This window comes from Phytohabitans rumicis (assembly GCF_011764445.1).
GTDB lineage: Bacteria > Actinomycetota > Actinomycetes > Mycobacteriales > Micromonosporaceae > Phytohabitans > Phytohabitans rumicis.
This window is the reverse complement of the sequence record NZ_BLPG01000001.1, coordinates 4736483-4751961: the sequence shown is the minus strand read 5'-3', so window position 1 is coordinate 4751961 and position 15479 is coordinate 4736483. Positions and strand designations below refer to the sequence as shown.

Genomic DNA, 15479 nt, shown 5'->3' with positions numbered 1-15479 from the left:
CCCTCCCGCAAACAAGAGAACAATAGCTTGGAAGACGCTCCAGCCGTCAATAGGATCGAAGAAATCACTCAGGTCGAACCAGCGGGAAGAGGATGGTTTCCCGAATACCGAGGCCGGTGAGCGCCATCAGGAGCCGGTCGATTCCCATTCCCATCCCGCCGGACGGCGGCATTCCGTACTCCATGGCCCGGAGGAAGTCTTCGTCCAAGCGCATCGCCTCGTCGTCACCCTTCGCCGCCAACTGGGCCTGCTTGACGAGGCGTTCCCGCTGCACAACGGGGTCGACCAGCTCCGAGTACGCGGTGGCCAGCTCGAAGCCGAAGATGTAGAGGTCCCACTTCTCGGTCAGGCCGGACTCTTCCCGGTGGCCACGTGTCAGCGGCGAGGTCTCCTCGGGGTAGTCCCGCACGAACGTGGGCGCCGTGAGGTTTGCAACGACGAGCTCCTCGAAGAGTTCCTCGGCGAGTTTGCCAGGCCCCCACTTGGGCGACACGGGCAGATTGTGCTTCTCGGCGTACTGGACCAGCCGCGCCATGTCTGTACGCACCGTTACCTCCTCACCGAGCGCCTCGGAAAGTGCGCCGTAGAGGGTCACGGAGCGCCACTGACCGCCTAGGTCGTACTCGGTGCCGTCGGCGTGCGTAACAACATTGGACCCAAAGGTCGCTTGCGCAGCCTCCTGTACCAGTTCCCGGGTCAGGCTGGCCATCGTGTTGTAGTCACCGTAGGCGCGGTACACCTCGAGCATCGCAAACTCGGGAGAGTGCGAAGAGTCAACTCCCTCATTCCGGAAGTTGCGGTTGATCTCGAAGACCCGCTCGATCCCACCAACCACACAGCGCTTCAGGAATAGCTCTGGTGCGATTCGCAGATACAGATCGGTATCGAGCGCATTGCTGTGAGTTACGAAAGGTCGAGCCGCCGCACCGCCGTGCAGCAACTGGAGCATCGGGGTCTCGACCTCCAGATAGTCCCGCCCATGAAGGGAGTCGCGGAGGCTGCGCACCACCCGGGAGCGCGTACGGACCGTGTCGCGAGCCTGCGGCCGGACGATCAGATCGACGTACCGCTGGCGGACCCGGGCCTCCTCGCTCAGCGGCCGGTGGGCCACCGGCAGCGGGCGCAGCGCCTTGGCGGTCATCGTCCAGGAGTCGGCCAGCACGGACAGCTCGCCCCGGCGGCTGGTGATCACCTCACCCTCGACCCCGACGAGGTCGCCGAGGTCGACCAGGCGCTTCCAGTCCTCCAGCCGCTCGGCGCCCACCTTGTCCAGGGAGAGCATCGCCTGCAACTCGGTGCCGTCGCCGTCGCGGAGTGTCGCGAAACACAGCTTGCCGCTGTTGCGAATGAAGATCACTCGGCCGGTGACCGCCACCTTGTCGCCCGTGGCGGTGTCGGTGGCCAGCTCGGCGTACGCCTCCCGCAATTGGGCGAGCGAGGTCGTACGGGGGAAGCCCAGGGGGTACGGCTCCACCCCGTCAGCGAGCATCCGGTCCCGCTTTGACCGGCGTACCCGCATCTGCTCGGGGAGGTCCTCGGCGGGGTCAACGGCGGCGGGGGTCGACTCAGTCACGGCACAGCTTTCTAAGAGAAGGATTCGTCACGAGGGTACTAACCTTCCCACCGTGGCCGACCAGACGCAGGCGCTTTCCTTCGGAGCCGCTGCGGCGGCGTACGACCGGTTCCGCCCCACCTACCCGGCCGAGGCGGTGCGCTGGGCGGTCGGCGGACCGCCGCCCCGCCGGGTGATCGACCTCGGCGCCGGTACGGGCAAGCTGACCCGCGTCCTGCTCGCCGCGGGCTACGAGGTCGTACCCGTGGAGCCGGATCCGGGCATGCGGGCCCAGCTCGCCGCCGCCACCGAGGCAACGGCGGCGGTCGCCGGCTTCGCCGAGGCGGTGCCGCTGCCCGACGCGGACGCGGACGCGGTGGTGGCCGGGCAGGCGTACCACTGGTTCGACCAGGACCGGGCGCACCCGGAGATCGCCCGGCTGCTGCGGCCGGGTGGGCACTTCGCGGCCATCTGGAACCACCGCGACGACCGCGAGCCCTGGGTCGCCGAGCTGAGCCGGATCACCCACGACCGGTTCGACCCGGCGCCCTCGCTGGCCCTGCCCGACTCGATCTTCGGCCCGGTCGAGTACGCGGAGTTCGCGCACCGGACGGTGCACACCCCGGACAGCCTGCTCGCCATGGTGGCGACCCGCTCGTACCACCTCACCGCGCCGCCGGAGCGCCAAGCCGAGATCGACGCGGGGGTGCGGGACCTCACCGCCACGCACCCCGACCTGGCCGGGCGGGAGACGTTCGAGGTGCCGTACCGGGTGCTCGTCTACAGGGCCGGGGTGTTGCGCTCGTAGACCATCCGCAGGCCGATCAGCGTGATCATCGGCTCGTGGTGGGTGATCGTGCGGCACTCGCCGATCACGACCGGGGCCAGCCCGCCGGTGGCGATCACCGCGCGCAGCGGCCCCAGCTCCTCGGCCATCCGCTCCACGATCCGGTCGACCTGCCCGGCGAAGCCGAAGTACATGCCGGACTGCAGGCACTCCACCGTGTTCTTGCCGATCACCGAGCGAGGCCGGGTGGGCTCCACCTTGCGCAGCTGCGCGGCCCGCGCCGCCAGCGCGTCGAACGAGATCTCGATCCCGGGCGCGAACGCGCCGCCGAGGAACTCACCGCGCGCGCTGATCACGTCGAAGTTCGTGGTGGTGCCGAAGTCGACCACGATCGACGGCCCCCCGTAGATGGTGTACGCGGCCAGCGTGTTGACCACCCGGTCGGAGCCGACCTCCTTGGGGTTGTCGATCGCGAGCTGCACGCCGGTCTTCACCCCCGGCTCGACGATCACGCTCGGCGTTTCGCCGTAGTACCGGGCCAGCATGGTGCGCAGCGACCGCAGCGCCGCCGGCACGGTCGAGCAGGCCGCCACTCCGGTGATCTCCACCGCGTCGCCGGCCAGCAGCCCGCGCAGCTTCAGCCCCAGCTCGTCGGCCGTGGACCGGGCGTCCGTCTTGATCCGCCAAGAGTGGATCAGCTTCTCGCCGTCGAAGGTCGCGAGCACCGTGTTGGTGTTGCCGATGTCGATGCAGAGCAGCACGCGCTACCTCTTATGGGCGCAGGTCCAGGGCGATATCCAAGATAGGCGAGGAGTGTGTCAGGGCACCTACCGACAGGTAGTCAACGCCCGTCGCCGCGTACTCCGGCGCCACCTCCAAGGTCAACCCGCCGGTCGCCTCCAGCTCCGCACGGTCGCCGACCGCCGCGACCACCTCGCGCAGCAGCGCCGGCGACATGTTGTCGCAGAGCAGGAACGTCGCGCCGGCCTCGACCGACTCCACCGCCTCGGCCACGGTGGTGACCTCGACCTGCACCGCCACGTCGGGGAAGCTCTCCCGCACCCGCCGGTACGCGGCCGTCAGCCCGCCGGCCGCCAGCTTGTGGTTGTCCTTGATCATGGCGACGTCGTACAGGCCCATGCGCTTGTTGGTGCCGCCGCCGGCCCGGACCGCGTACTTCTCCAGGATCCGCAGGCCCGGCGTGGTCTTGCGGGTGTCCAGCACGGTGGTCTTGCTGCCGGCGAGCGCGTCGGCCCAGGCCCGCGTGTGGGTCGCGACGCCGGACATCCGGCACAGCAGGTTGAGCGCGGTGCGCTCCGCGGTGAGCAGGGCTCGGGTCGGGCCGGTCACCGTGGCCAGCACGTCTCCGCGCGCCACGCGCTCGCCGTCCCGGGCCTTGTCCTTCCATTTGGTACGCGGAGACACCTGATCGAAGACCGCGGCGGCGACCGCCAAGCCCGCCAAGACCCCGTCGGCGCGCGCCACCAGGTCGGCGGTGTCCGCCTGGTCGTCCGGGATCGTCGCCACGCTCGTGACGTCGAGCCGGGACGGCCCGAGGTCCTCGTCGAGGGCGGTACGCACGATCCGCTCCACCTCGACCGGGTCGAGCCCGGCCCCGGTCAACGCCACAACGATGTCCGCGTTCATAGGTGCTCCCACGCCTCGGTGACCATGCCGTCCGGCCCGATCCCGCCGAGGAGGTGGCCGAGCCACCGCTCGTCGGCGAGCGGAAAGTCCTCCCGCCAGTGGCAGCCGCGGGTCTCCTGCCGGGCGTACGCGGCGGCGACCAGGGCGGCGGCGACGGTCATCAGGTTGGTGGCCTCCCAGCTCGCCGTGCGGGGAGCCCCCGGGTGCCGCCCAGCGCGGTCAACGCGGTCGCGGCCTCGGCGAGCGAGCCGGCCGAGCGCAGCACGCCCGCCCCGCGCGTCATCGCGCCCTGCAGCGGGGTGCGCACCTGCTCGTCGACCACCCAGCCGCCACCGGCCGATGTGGACACCGGATCCGCCTGGGGTGGCAGGTCGCGGGCGATGTCCTCGGCGATGCGCCGGGCGAACACCAGCCCCTCCAGCAGCGAGTTGCTGGCCAGCCGGTTGGCGCCATGTACGCCCGTGCAGGCCACCTCGCCGCAGGCGTACAGCTGCGGGATGGAACTGCGGCCGTGCAGGTCCGTGCGGACGCCGCCGGACGCGTAGTGCGCGGCCGGGGCGACCGGGATGAGGTCGACGGTCGGGTCGACGCCGGCCGCGAGGCAGGCGGCGGTGATGGTCGGGAAGCGGTGCGGCATGTCGGGCAGGTGCCGGGCGTCCAGGTAGACGTGGTCGTCGCCGGTGGCCAGCATGACCCGGTGGATGCCCTTGGCGACGACGTCGCGCGGGGCCAGCTCGGCCAGCTCGTGCTGCCCGACCATGAACCGCTTGCCGTCACCGTCCACGAGGTGGGCGCCCTCGCCCCGCAGCGCCTCCGAGATGAGTGGCCGCTGTACTTCGTGCAGGGAGCCGCCGACGAACGACGTCGGGTGGAACTGCACGAACTCCACGTCGGTCACCGCCGCCCCGGCGCGCATCGCCAGGGCCACCCCGTCGCCGGTCGACACCGGCGGGTTCGTGGTGGCCGAGAACACCTGGCCCATGCCGCCGGTCGCGAGGACGACCGCCCGGCTCAAGATCGCGCCGACGCCGTCCTCGCTGCCCTCGCCGAGGACGTGCAGCGTGATCCCGCAGGCCCGGCCGTCCGCCGCCTGGAGCAGGTCCAGCACGAGCGCGTGCTCCACCAGGCGGATCCACGGGTCGCGGCGCACCGCCGCGTGCAGGGCCCGCTGCACCTCGGCACCGGTCGCGTCGCCGCCCGCGTGCACGATCCGGTTGGCCCGGTGCCCGCCCTCCCGGGTCAGCATCAGGGAGCCGTCCGGGTTGCGGTCGAACTCCGCGCCGATCCGGATCAGCTCGCGTACCCGGGTCGGCCCCTCCTCGACCAGGACGGCGACCGCAGCCGGGTCGCACAGGCCGACCCCGGCGATCGCCGTGTCGGACGCGTGCGCCGCCGGCGTGTCCAGCGGATCGAGTACGGCCGCGATGCCACCCTGCGCCCACCGGGTCGAGCCGTCATCGATGTTGACCTTCGTGACGACCGTCACGTGCAGGCCGGCTTCGCGCAGGTGCAGGGCGGCGGTGAGCCCCGCGATGCCGGAGCCGACCACCACCACGTCGGTCGTCTCGGCCCAGCCCGGCTCCGCTGCCCCGAGCCGTCGCGGCAGCGCGGGGAATGCAACATCCATCCGACCAGTCAACCACCGCGCGGCCGTCCGGTCGCCGGACTGTGGTGCCGCCCTCAGTCCTCGTACTGGATGGGAAGGCCGTTGGTGCCGGCGCCCTTCATCGAGCGGTTGACCGTGCGCTCGCTCAGCCACAGGTAGCAGCGCACGCCCCGGTTGCCGTCCTTCCACTCCGCCTCGCTGCCCGGTAGGGAGACGACGCCGGTGCGGTACTTGAGGTTGCCGTCGTTGGGCACGCCCGCGAACTTCGCGATCACCTTGCGGCACTCGTTGTGGAACCGGTCCCACTCGGCGCTCTTCGACGGGTACGTCGTGTCGGGCGCGTTCCACACGCCGGCGAACTCGCTGTTGTGCGCCTTGTTGCAGGCGGCCGCCGGCATGGTGTCGATGCTGCTGTCCTTGGCCAGCTTCACCGAGTAGCAGGTGAGCGACAGCGGCGAGGCGGCCTTCAGCACGTCCCGGATGCTGCCGGTGCGGCTCGAGGTGTCGCCGTTGTCCTCCACGTTGGCCACCTCGGTGACGTCGCACCGGAACCAGCGGGCGCCGCCCGTCCACGCCTGCGGCGACGGCACCACCACGCCGAGCCAGAGCCGGCCGTTGCGCCAGTCGCTGCCGACGTACTCCTTGGTCTTGGCGTCGCACTCGGCGTAGGCGGTGCGGACCTCGGCCGAGCCCTTGGCCGGCGGCGTCGTACGGCTCGCGGCCGCGCCGCTGAACTCACCGACGAAGACGGTCTCCAGGCGGTGGCTGCTGGCGCAGTCGACCGGGCTGAACGAAGACAGGTACGCGGTCTCGGCGTAGTCGGCCGAGTAGCACACCTCGGCCGGCGGGACGAACGACTTGGGCTCCGCCACCGCCGTCCAGTCGTCGGTCAGGTCGCCGTCGACGCCGGCGGGATTTCCACAGCCGGATAGCGCGAGAGCCGCCGCGCCGCCAAGAGCCATGGCGGCAATCCACCGTCGCATCGTGCGTCCTCCCCAAGGGCACAGCCAGTCCGGACGGCCGAGCATACGTCACCTATCCGGTTGCCCTCCTAACGTACGGTCCTCATGCAACCAGCTCCACCGGGACGTTGTCGATCAGGCGGGTGCTGCCCACCCAGGCGGCCACCAGCAGCCGGCCCGGCCCCTTCGCGGGTGGCGGGCCCAGATCCGGGTCGGTGAGGACGAGATAGTCCAGTTTGGCCGTACCCCCGTCGAAGGCCGCGCGGGCGGCAGCCTCGGCGTCCTCCCCGCGCCCGGCGGCGGCCACGCCGGCCCGCAGCGCGGCCGACAGCGTCAGCGCGGCCACGCGCTCGGCGGGCGCCAGGTAGCGGTTGCGGCTGGACCGGGCCAGGCCGTCCGGTTCGCGGACGGTGGGCACCGCGACGATCGTCACCGGCAGGTCGAGGTCGCGCACCATGCGGCGAACCAGGGTGACCTGCTGGTAGTCCTTCTCCCCGAAGAACGAGAAGTCCGGGCGGGTGAGCTGGAAGAGCTTGAGTACCACGGTCAGTACGCCATGGAAGAACCCGGGGCGGCTGGCGCCCTCCAAGATCTCGCCGAGCGGCCCCGGGTTGACCCGGACCATCGGCTCGCCGTCGGGGTAGATGTCGGCGCGGCTGGGCGCGAACACCAGGTCGACGCCGGCCGCCGCGCACACCGCGAGATCCTTCTCGAGGGTGCGCGGGTAGCGGCCGAAGTCCTCGTTCGGTCCGAACTGGAGCGGGTTGACGAAGATCGTGGCGACGAGGTGGTCGGCGCGGGCACGGGCGGCCCGCAGCAACGCCTCGTGCCCCTCGTGCAGCGCGCCCATGGTGAGCACGACACCGACGCTGCCGGTAAGCGCGCTCCGCGCCTGCGCCAACTCTTCCCGGGTGTGGACAACCTTCACGTGGCGGCCTCCTCGCGCGCACCAGCCAACACATCCAGCAGCCGCTCGGCATCCTGCGGGCGCAGGCGGCCGGCGGCGATCGCCCGGTCAGCGGTACGCCGGGCCAGCGCCACGTACGCCGGTACGGATTCTGGCGCGACCGCACCGAGCCGGTCCAGGTGCCGCGCGACCGTGCCGGCGTCGCCCCGCGAGACCGGGCCGGTCAGCGCCGCGTCGCCGAGCCGCAGGGCGTTGTCGAGCGACGCGTTGAGCAGCGGGCCGAGCACCTTCTCGGGGTGCACCACGCCGGCGTCGCGCAGCCGGTCGAGGGCCTCGTTGACGAGCGTGACCAGGTGGTTGGCGCCGTGCGCCAGGGCGGCGTGGTAGAGCGGGCGATCCGCCTCGGCCACCCACTCGGGCGTACCGGCGAGGTCGGCGACCAGGCGCTCGACGAGCGGGCGGAGGCCGGGCGGGGCGGTCACGCCGTACGAGATGCCGGGCAGCCGGGCCAGGTCGCCGGCCGTGCCGGTGAACGTCATGGCGGGGTGCAGGGCCACCCCTTCGGGCAGCACCGCCATCCCGTGTGCCCCGGACGTGTGGGCCGCCACCTGCCCGGGGAGCCGGGGCAGGCCGCCGGCGACCGCACCGAGCGCGTCGTCCGGCACGGCGATGAGCAACAGGTCCGTGGCCGCGCGCGCGACCTCCTCGGGCGGCAGGTGCGCCGCGCCGGGCAGGAGGCGGGAGATGCGAGCTCGGGACGCGTCCGAGGAGCCCGAGGCCGCGACGACCTGGTGGCCCGCACGGGCAAGGGCCGCGCCCAGCACGGCCCCGACGCGTCCGGCGCCAATGACACCGACGATCATGATCTTGATCCAGCCCTCGTGGGTAGGTACCGGTCAACGCCAGTATGAAGCTACGTCCTGTCGAGGCGACAAGGCTGTGTGAAGGTTTTCACCGCCGGTGACCGTAGGGTGTGGATCGTGCCGGCGGTTGAGCAGAATGCGAACTGGCGGAACGCGATGGAAGACGCCCTTTACGGACCGGGTGGCTTCTTCGTCGCGGAGGCTCCGGCCGCGCACTTCCGGACCAGCGTGCACGCGTCACCGATCTTCGCCGGGGCGATCGTACGGCTACTCGCGGCGGTGGACGCGGCCCTGGATCATCCTGCGGTCCTCGACGTCGTCGACATCGGCGCCGGCCGGGGCGAGCTGCTGTCCGCGCTTGTCGGGCACTCAGCCCGAGTCCGGCTGACGGCCGTCGAACGGGCCGCGCGACCGGCCGGATTGCCGGAGTCGATCCGCTGGCTCCCGGAGCCCCCGGACCGGATCACCGGGCTGCTGCTCGCGACCGAATGGCTGGACAACGTGCCGCTCGACGTCGTGGTCGACGGCCGGTACGTCGCCGTGGACCGTCACGGCGCCGAGTCGGTGGGCGGGCCGGTGTCCCCCGCGGACGCGGCGTGGCTGTCGAGGTGGTGGCCCGCTGGCCCGCGGGCCGAGGTGGGGCTCCCCCGGGACCGGGCCTGGGCGGCGGCGGTCGCGACCGTGGAGCGTGGGCTCGCGCTGGCCGTCGACTACGGCCACCTGCGGGACGGCCGGCCCGTCGACGGGACGCTCACCGCGTACCGGGCCGGACGGCAGGTGCCGCCGGTACCCGACGGCTCGTGCGACATCACGGCGCATGTGGCCATGGATTCGGCGGCCGAGGCGGGCGGTCCGCCGTACACGCTGATCTCGCAGCGGGAGGCGCTGCGGGCGCTCGGTGTCGACGGCGCCCGACCACCGCTGGCCCTGGCCTCGACGGACCCGGCGGGGTACGTGCGGGCACTGGCCGCCGCGTCACAGGCCGCCGAACTCCTGGACCCGGCCGGCCTGGGCAGCCACTGGTGGCTCCTGCACCCCGTCGGCATCCGGTCGCCGTGGGACGATGAGGCTCATGACTGACCTGCGCCAGGTCACGGTCGGCACCGGGGCCGGGCTGGACACCGCGGACATGGTGCTCAACATCGGGCCTCAGCATCCGTCGACGCACGGCGTGCTCCGGCTGAAGCTGGTGCTGGACGGCGAGCGGGTGATCTCCTGCGAGCCGATCATCGGCTACATGCATCGGGGCGCGGAAAAGCTGTTCGAGGTCCGCGACTACCGGCAGATCATCGTGCTGGCGAACAGGCACGACTGGCTCTCCGCGTTCTCGAACGAGCTGGGCGTGGTCCTCGCCGTCGAGCGCCTGATGGGCCTGGAGGTGCCGGAGCGGGCGGTCTGGCTGCGCACCGCGCTCGCCGAGCTGAACAGGGCGCTCAACCACCTGATGTTCCTCGGGTCGTACCCGCTGGAGATTGGCGCTATCACGCCGGTGTTCTACGCGTTCCGGGAGCGGGAGACGCTGCAGGCGGTCATGGAGGAGATCTCCGGTGGCCGCATGCACTACATGTTCAACCGGGTCGGCGGGGTGAAGGAGGAGGCGCCGGCCGGCTGGACGCGGCGGGCGCGGGAGGCCATCGGCCAAGTCCGGCGGCGCCTGCCCGACCTGGACAACCTGATCCGCCGCAACGAGATCTTCCTGGCCCGGACCGTGGGCGTGGGCGTGCTGTCCGCCGCCGCGGCCGCCGCGTACGGCGCTTCGGGCCCGGTGGCGCGCGCGTCCGGCCTCGACTTCGACCTGCGCCGGGACGAGCCGTACCTCGCCTACGGCGAGTTGGACGTGCCGGTGGTCACCCGGACCGCCGGCGACTGCCACTCGCGCTTCGAGGTGATGCTCGATCAGGTGTACGTCTCGCTGGACCTCGCCGAGCGCTGCCTGGAACGGGTCGACCAGATCACCGGGCCGGTCAACGTACGGCTGCCCAAGGTGGTCAAGGCGCCCGAGGGTCACACGTACGCCTGGACCGAGAACCCGCTCGGCATCAACGGCTACTACCTGGTGTCCCGTGGGGAGAAGACGCCGTGGCGGCTCAAGCTGCGCACCGCGTCGTACGCCAACGTGCAGGCACTGTCGACGCTCATCCCCGGCAGCCTGGTGCCCGACCTGATCGCGATCCTGGGCTCGATGTTCTTCGTGGTCGGCGACATCGACAAGTAAGTCGACAAGTAATAGGTCAGCGGTATTCGTCCTCGTCGCGGTATCGGCGGCGCCGGCCGGCCGGCTCGCGCTCCGGCGCGCTCCACTGCTGGCCCCACGACGTGGTGGGCTCGATCCCGCCGGCGGGCAGGGCTCCGGCGGCGGGGCGGCGCTCCCACCGCTCCTCCTGCGGCCAGGAGCCTTCGGGGGACGGGCGCCAGCTCACCTCGGCCCGGTAGTCGTCGCGGCGAGGCTCCTCCCGGCGTACGGCCGCCCAGCGGTCTTCGATGCGCATCTCGCTGCCGGACTCGTCGGAGTGCATGGCCGCCCGCCGCTCGCCCATCCGCACCTCGCGGCCGCGCTCGTCGCTGCGTACCGCGGTCCATCGGTCGCCGGCCCGCATCCCGGTGGTCCACCGGCCCTCGTCGCCAGGGTCGCCCTCGCCCCGGTCGTACGGCCGGGGCCGGCGCCCGTCGCCGCCGCCCCGCAGGCGCTGGTCGCTCCAGGACTCCTCGTCCGGCTCGGCGGCCCGGCGACCCCGGGTCGGCGGCGGGGGAGGTGGCGGAGCGGACCAGTCGTCGCCGTACCCGCCGTTTCCATACCCGCTGCCGTACGTGTTCGCGCCGTAGACGGTGCCGCTGCCCGGGTCGTCGCCGTGCGGGTCGACGATGGTCTGGCGGGTGGTCACCTGCACGGTCTCGGTGTGCCGCACCACGCCACCGGGCACGCGGGCCCGCCCACCGACGTGTCCGGCCACCGCCGGCTGCGGGATGGCGGCGGGCGCCTCCTGGCGCTGTGCCCCACCCGGTTGGCCCGCGGCGTTCATTTCTATCTGGGCCCGCAGTGCCTGCACGGTCTCCTGTAGCGCCTGCAGCTTTTCCCCGAACGCCTTGTGGGTCGCGCGCGCCGCGGTCGCGATGTCTTTTCGGACATCTTCCCGCAACATATCGACCTCTTCGAGAAGCGTCTCCTCCATGTCGAGGCGTACGGTCTCGGCGTCACGGCGCAAGGTAATCGACAGACCAATAAGGACAACAGCGAGTACGGCGAGCACGGCGGCCACTCGAAGCGCCCCAGCGCCCTGACCCACCAGCAGCAACAGTGCCGCCAGCGGTGCCAGTCCCACCCCCGACCAGAACACCACCGTGAGCATCCGCCTGCCCGGCCGCTCTGATGGCGGTTCGGAGGCCGGCATGGCTGAGGAGCCTACCGATTCTTCCGGGTCAGCGGAATGGCTGTTCTCCTGCACACCAAAACAACGACGCACGCGGGTGCGCCACGCTCATTTCACGGGAAAGTCCGCGATTCGTACCACGAATGGGCAACCGGACGGGTGCGGGACCGATCCCGCACCCGTCCGTCGTTGCGTCAGCCGGCCGCCAGTGCACCGTCCGACGAGAACACCAGGCCGACGGTGATCGTGCCGGTGGTCAGCGCGGACTTGGTCTGCGGGCCGCCCGCGTCGAGCGAGCTGAACGAGCCGGCCTTGAATCCGTAGGTCTCCTCAAGGCCCTTCTGGCACTTCGGCCGCTGCGGGCACTCCGCCGGACCACCCATGACGGTCGCCTGCCCCGAGCACTTCGCGGCCAGGTCAGAGAGGGTCTTGAGGCCGTACTTCGTGGCGGCCGCCTCGGTCACGGCGAACGCGTTCTGGTCTTGCGCCGCCGAGGGCGTGCCGAACGTGATGCCGACCTTCGTACCGACCGCCTTCAGGCCCTCCATCGTCTTGGCGAGGTCGGAGGACGAGATCGCGGCCGCGCTGGCGCCGTTGACCTTGCCGTTGAGGAAGTCGGCCATGGTCGCCGCGTACTCCGGCACCACCTGGATCTCACCCTTTTCCAGCGCCGGCTCGTAGAGCTCACGGTTGCCGATCTGCTGGAGCTTGGTCTGGAATCCGGCCGCCTTCAGCACGATCTGGTACAGCTCGCCGAGCGTCTGGTTTTCGCTGAAGTTGGCCGCGCCGATCACGATCGTGCCGCCCTGGCCCTTGGTGATGCCGGTGGTCAGCGAGTTGGCCGTCGCGAACTCCTCGGCGGCCACCTTCGGCGTCTTGCGGTCGACGTCGACCGCCTTGTTGAGCGCGATCAGCTTCGTCGTGTCGAGGGCCGCCGACACCTTGTCGAGCGCCGCCACCAATTCCGGCGTCGATGCCTTCGAGTTGATCGCCGGCACCACGTTGTCGGTGTTTTGTAGCTTCTTGTCGTCTTCGAGGACCACGAGCTTGTTGCCTGCCACCGGCGCACAGCCGGCGCCGTTGGCGGCCGTGGCCGGGGCCTCCGTGCCCGAAGATCCCGATTCCCCGCAACCCGCGAGGATCCCCGCGCCGGCGAGGACGCTTACCGCGCCCACAGCCAGACGTATACGTGCGCGCATTGTCATGCCCGCCTTCCGTGTCCCGGCGCGACCCTTATGGCCGGCCGCGTGTCTGGCGGACGACTGTCTGCTGCCGCCGCCCGCGAAATCAGCCAACATCCTTTCAGGGGGACCGACAACTCGACGCGATTTGTTGTCACCTGATCGTCATGCGCGGGCGGCGCGCGGCGCCCTCCGCAGAGGTCGGGGCGTGACGGCCCGCTCGACCAGCGCCAGGGCACTCTCGACCAGCAGGGCGAGCAGGGCGACCAGGATGCCGCCCGCCAGGATCTGACCGCCGCCCACCGCGATGCCGAGGCCGAAGCCGGCGCTGATGATCTGGCCCAGCCCGCCGCCGTTGACGAACGACGCCAGGGCGGCGGTCGCCACTACCTGAACGGCAGCCGTCCGGAACCCTGCTGCCAGGTAGGGCACCGCGAGCGGCAACTCGACCCGGGTGAGCACCTGCCAGCCGGACAGGCCCATCCCGCGCGCCGCGTCCCGCGCCTCCGGGTCGATCGACCGCACCCCGGTGTACGCGTTGGCCAGCAGCGGCGGCACGGCGAACACGGCCAGCGCCACGATCACCGGCGGCTTGCCGAAGCCCAGGAACGTCAGCGGCAGGATCGTGAGCAGGGCGATCGTCGGGATGGCCAGGGTGAGGTTGGAGATCAACACGACCGCGCCGCCACCGCGTCCGGTGTGGCCGAGCCACATCCCGATCGGCCAGGCCACTACACAGCCGAGCGCCACCGCCGCCGCGGATATCCACAGGTGCTCGCCGAGGCGGTCCAGGATGCCGCCCGGGTTGGTCCAGTTGAGCGGGTCGTTGAGCCAGAGCACGGCCTGCTGGATCGGGTTGTCCGACGTCATGCCGGACCTCTGCGGGTCCACGGGGTGAGCAGCCGGCCGACCGTGGCCAGCACCAGGTCGAGTACGAGGGCGAGCCCCACACACATCACCGCGCCGGTGAGGATCTCGGCCTTGTAGAAGTTGTTCCGGAAGCCGGTCATGATCAGGTCACCCAGGCCGCCGTACCCGATCAGGGCCCCGACCGTGACCAGCGCCACCGTCGACACGGTGGCCAGGCGGAGGCCGGTCACGATGCCGGGCAGGGCCAGTGGCAGGTCGATCCGGAGCAGGCGGCCCCACCGGCCGTACCCCATGCCCTGCGCGGCGTCGCGCGCCTCGGCCGGCACCTGGTTGAGCCCGGCGAGCGCGTTGCGCACGATCAGCAACAGGGCGTAGAGCACGAGCGCGATCAGCACGGACGCCGGGTTGGTGGTGCCGACGTACGGCGCGACGAAGGCGAGCAACGCCAGTGAGGGGATGGTGTAGAGCACGCCGGAGAGTGCGAGAATCGGCCCGGTGAGGGGCCGGAACCAGTACGCCACGACGGCCAGCGGCACCGCGATGAGGGTCGCGATCAGCACCGCCTCGGCGGTCAGGGTCGCGTGCTCGCGCAGCGCGGCGAGAATGGTGTCGGAGTTGTCCCGCACGTACTGCCAGGAAAACCACGGGTTACCCGGGCTTTCCTGAAGAGCGAGCCGGAAGGACATACGTGGACCGTACCCCGGAGGCCGACGACGCGGCACAAAAGAAGGCCGCGCCGATAGAACTTGTCGGAATTCGCAAGCAGTACCCGGACGGCACCGTCGCCGTCGGCGACCTGAGCCTGGAGGTCCGGGCCGGCGAACTGGTCGTCCTCATCGGACCGTCCGGCTGCGGCAAGTCCACCGTGCTCCGCATGATCAACCGGCTGATCGAGCCCACCGCCGGCAAAATCCTGCTCGACGGCGAAGACGTCACCCGGGTCGATCCGGTGCAGCTGCGCCGGCGCATCGGGTACGTCATCCAGAACGTCGGGCTCTTCCCGCACCAGACCATCCGGACCAACGTCGGCACCGTGCCTCGGCTGCTCGGCTGGTCCCGGGCGCAGGTCCGGGCCCGCTCCGACGAGCTGCTGGACCTGGTCGGCCTCGACCCGGTGCAGTTCGGGAGGCGGTATCCGCAGGAGCTGTCCGGCGGGCAGCGGCAGCGCGTCGGGGTGGCCCGGGCGCTCGCGGCCGACCCCGTCGTACTGCTGATGGACGAGCCGTTCTCCGCGGTCGACCCGATCGTGCGGGCCCGGCTGCAGGAGGAATTCCTGCGGCTACAGGAAGACGTGCGCAAGACCATCGTGCTGGTCACCCACGACCTGGACGAGGCGGTACGCCTCGGCGACCGGATCGCCGTCCTTTCTCAGGGCGGCAAGCTGGAGCAGTACGCCACCCCGGCCGACCTGCTCGGGCGGCCGGCCTCCTCGTTCGTGCGCGAGTTCGTGGGCGCCGACCGGGGGATCCGCCGGCTGGCCGTCACCCCGGTCACCCGCGACATGCTGGAGCCGCTGTCCGGCGACCACGACGGCTACCCGGAGGCCGAGCTCGGCTCGTCCCTGTACGACGCGCTCGCCGCCATGCTCGTCACGAACTCGGACCACGCCCTGATCGCCGAGAACGGGCAGCCCGTCGGCCTGCTCACCCGCCACCGCGTACTGAGCATCGACTACCCCGCCGACTAAGACCGTGATCAGGGCGTCCTTCAAGTCGTTCCGATGACTTGAAGGACGC

The 15479-nt window shown here is 71.3% G+C and carries 14 protein-coding genes and 1 pseudogene; 4 read left to right on the top strand and 11 right to left on the bottom strand.

What is annotated here, in order from left to right; all coding sequences use genetic code 11:
- Window positions 1-64: 64 nt before the first annotated feature.
- A complete protein-coding gene (gene lysS / locus Prum_RS21370; protein WP_173083990.1) occupies window positions 65-1519 on the bottom strand; it encodes a lysine--tRNA ligase in 1455 nt (484 codons plus the stop codon).
- Window positions 1520-1625: 106 nt separating this feature from the next.
- Here lysS and Prum_RS21365 point away from each other — a divergent pair, with 106 nt between their 5' ends.
- Window positions 1626-2360: a class I SAM-dependent methyltransferase gene (locus tag Prum_RS21365; RefSeq protein ID WP_173078137.1), complete on the top strand. Its 735-nt coding sequence runs from the start codon at window positions 1626-1628 to the stop codon at window positions 2358-2360.
- Here Prum_RS21365 and Prum_RS21360 read toward each other — a convergent pair.
- From Prum_RS21360 to Prum_RS21335, 6 genes and pseudogenes are all read right to left on the bottom strand, one after another.
- Window positions 2333-3100, bottom strand: a complete 768-nt coding sequence (locus Prum_RS21360) for a type III pantothenate kinase (protein WP_173078136.1) — start codon at window positions 3098-3100, stop codon at window positions 2333-2335. The two genes, Prum_RS21365 and Prum_RS21360, sit on opposite strands and share 28 nt — an antisense overlap.
- Before the next feature lie 10 nt (window positions 3101-3110).
- Complete coding sequence (gene nadC / locus Prum_RS21355; protein ID WP_173078135.1) at window positions 3111-3986, bottom strand: carboxylating nicotinate-nucleotide diphosphorylase; 876 nt, start codon at window positions 3984-3986, stop codon at window positions 3111-3113.
- Window positions 3983-5613: pseudogene (locus Prum_RS21350) on the bottom strand (L-aspartate oxidase). Before Prum_RS21350 ends, nadC begins: the two are co-directional and overlap by 4 nt.
- A 53-nt stretch (window positions 5614-5666) precedes the next feature.
- The gene (locus tag Prum_RS21345) at window positions 5667-6575 is read right to left on the bottom strand and encodes a septum formation family protein (protein ID WP_173078134.1); all 909 of its coding nucleotides are present in this window, start codon (window positions 6573-6575) and stop codon (window positions 5667-5669) included.
- An 82-nt stretch (window positions 6576-6657) separates the two neighbouring features.
- Window positions 6658-7482: a pantoate--beta-alanine ligase gene (panC, locus tag Prum_RS21340; protein WP_173078133.1), complete on the bottom strand. Its 825-nt coding sequence runs from the start codon at window positions 7480-7482 to the stop codon at window positions 6658-6660.
- On the bottom strand, window positions 7479-8324 hold the full coding sequence (locus tag Prum_RS21335; protein WP_173078132.1) for a Rossmann-like and DUF2520 domain-containing protein: 846 nt from the start codon (window positions 8322-8324) through the stop codon (window positions 7479-7481). The genes panC and Prum_RS21335 overlap by 4 nt, the downstream gene beginning before the upstream one ends.
- Before the next feature lie 156 nt (window positions 8325-8480).
- Between Prum_RS21335 and Prum_RS21330 the strand changes: the two genes are divergently transcribed.
- Both Prum_RS21330 and Prum_RS21325 read left to right on the top strand, forming a co-directional pair.
- Window positions 8481-9404, top strand: coding sequence for an SAM-dependent methyltransferase (locus tag Prum_RS21330; RefSeq protein WP_173083988.1), 924 nt, complete (start codon window positions 8481-8483; stop codon window positions 9402-9404).
- Window positions 9397-10539: an NADH-quinone oxidoreductase subunit D gene (locus Prum_RS21325; RefSeq protein ID WP_371871249.1), complete on the top strand. Its 1143-nt coding sequence runs from the start codon at window positions 9397-9399 to the stop codon at window positions 10537-10539. The genes Prum_RS21330 and Prum_RS21325 overlap by 8 nt, the downstream gene beginning before the upstream one ends.
- Before the next feature lie 16 nt (window positions 10540-10555).
- Here the strand turns inward: Prum_RS21325 and Prum_RS21320 are convergent, their stop codons facing one another.
- The 4 genes from Prum_RS21320 to Prum_RS21305 all read right to left on the bottom strand — a co-directional run bounded on the left by Prum_RS21320 (window position 10556) and on the right by Prum_RS21305 (window position 14429).
- Complete coding sequence (locus tag Prum_RS21320; protein ID WP_173078130.1) at window positions 10556-11713, bottom strand: hypothetical protein; 1158 nt, start codon at window positions 11711-11713, stop codon at window positions 10556-10558.
- 173 nt (window positions 11714-11886) lie between these two features.
- Window positions 11887-12867, bottom strand: coding sequence for a glycine betaine ABC transporter substrate-binding protein (locus tag Prum_RS21315; RefSeq protein ID WP_246278013.1), 981 nt, complete (start codon window positions 12865-12867; stop codon window positions 11887-11889).
- A 171-nt stretch (window positions 12868-13038) separates the two neighbouring features.
- A complete protein-coding gene (locus Prum_RS21310) occupies window positions 13039-13743 on the bottom strand; it encodes an ABC transporter permease (RefSeq protein WP_173078128.1) in 705 nt (234 codons plus the stop codon).
- Complete coding sequence (locus Prum_RS21305; protein ID WP_173078127.1) at window positions 13740-14429, bottom strand: ABC transporter permease; 690 nt, start codon at window positions 14427-14429, stop codon at window positions 13740-13742. The genes Prum_RS21310 and Prum_RS21305 overlap by 4 nt, the downstream gene beginning before the upstream one ends.
- 2 nt (window positions 14430-14431) lie before the next feature.
- Between Prum_RS21305 and Prum_RS21300 the strand changes: the two genes are divergently transcribed.
- Entirely contained in the window at window positions 14432-15430 is a 999-nt protein-coding gene (locus Prum_RS21300) for an ABC transporter ATP-binding protein (protein ID WP_173078126.1), read from the top strand.
- Window positions 15431-15479 lie beyond the last annotated feature (49 nt).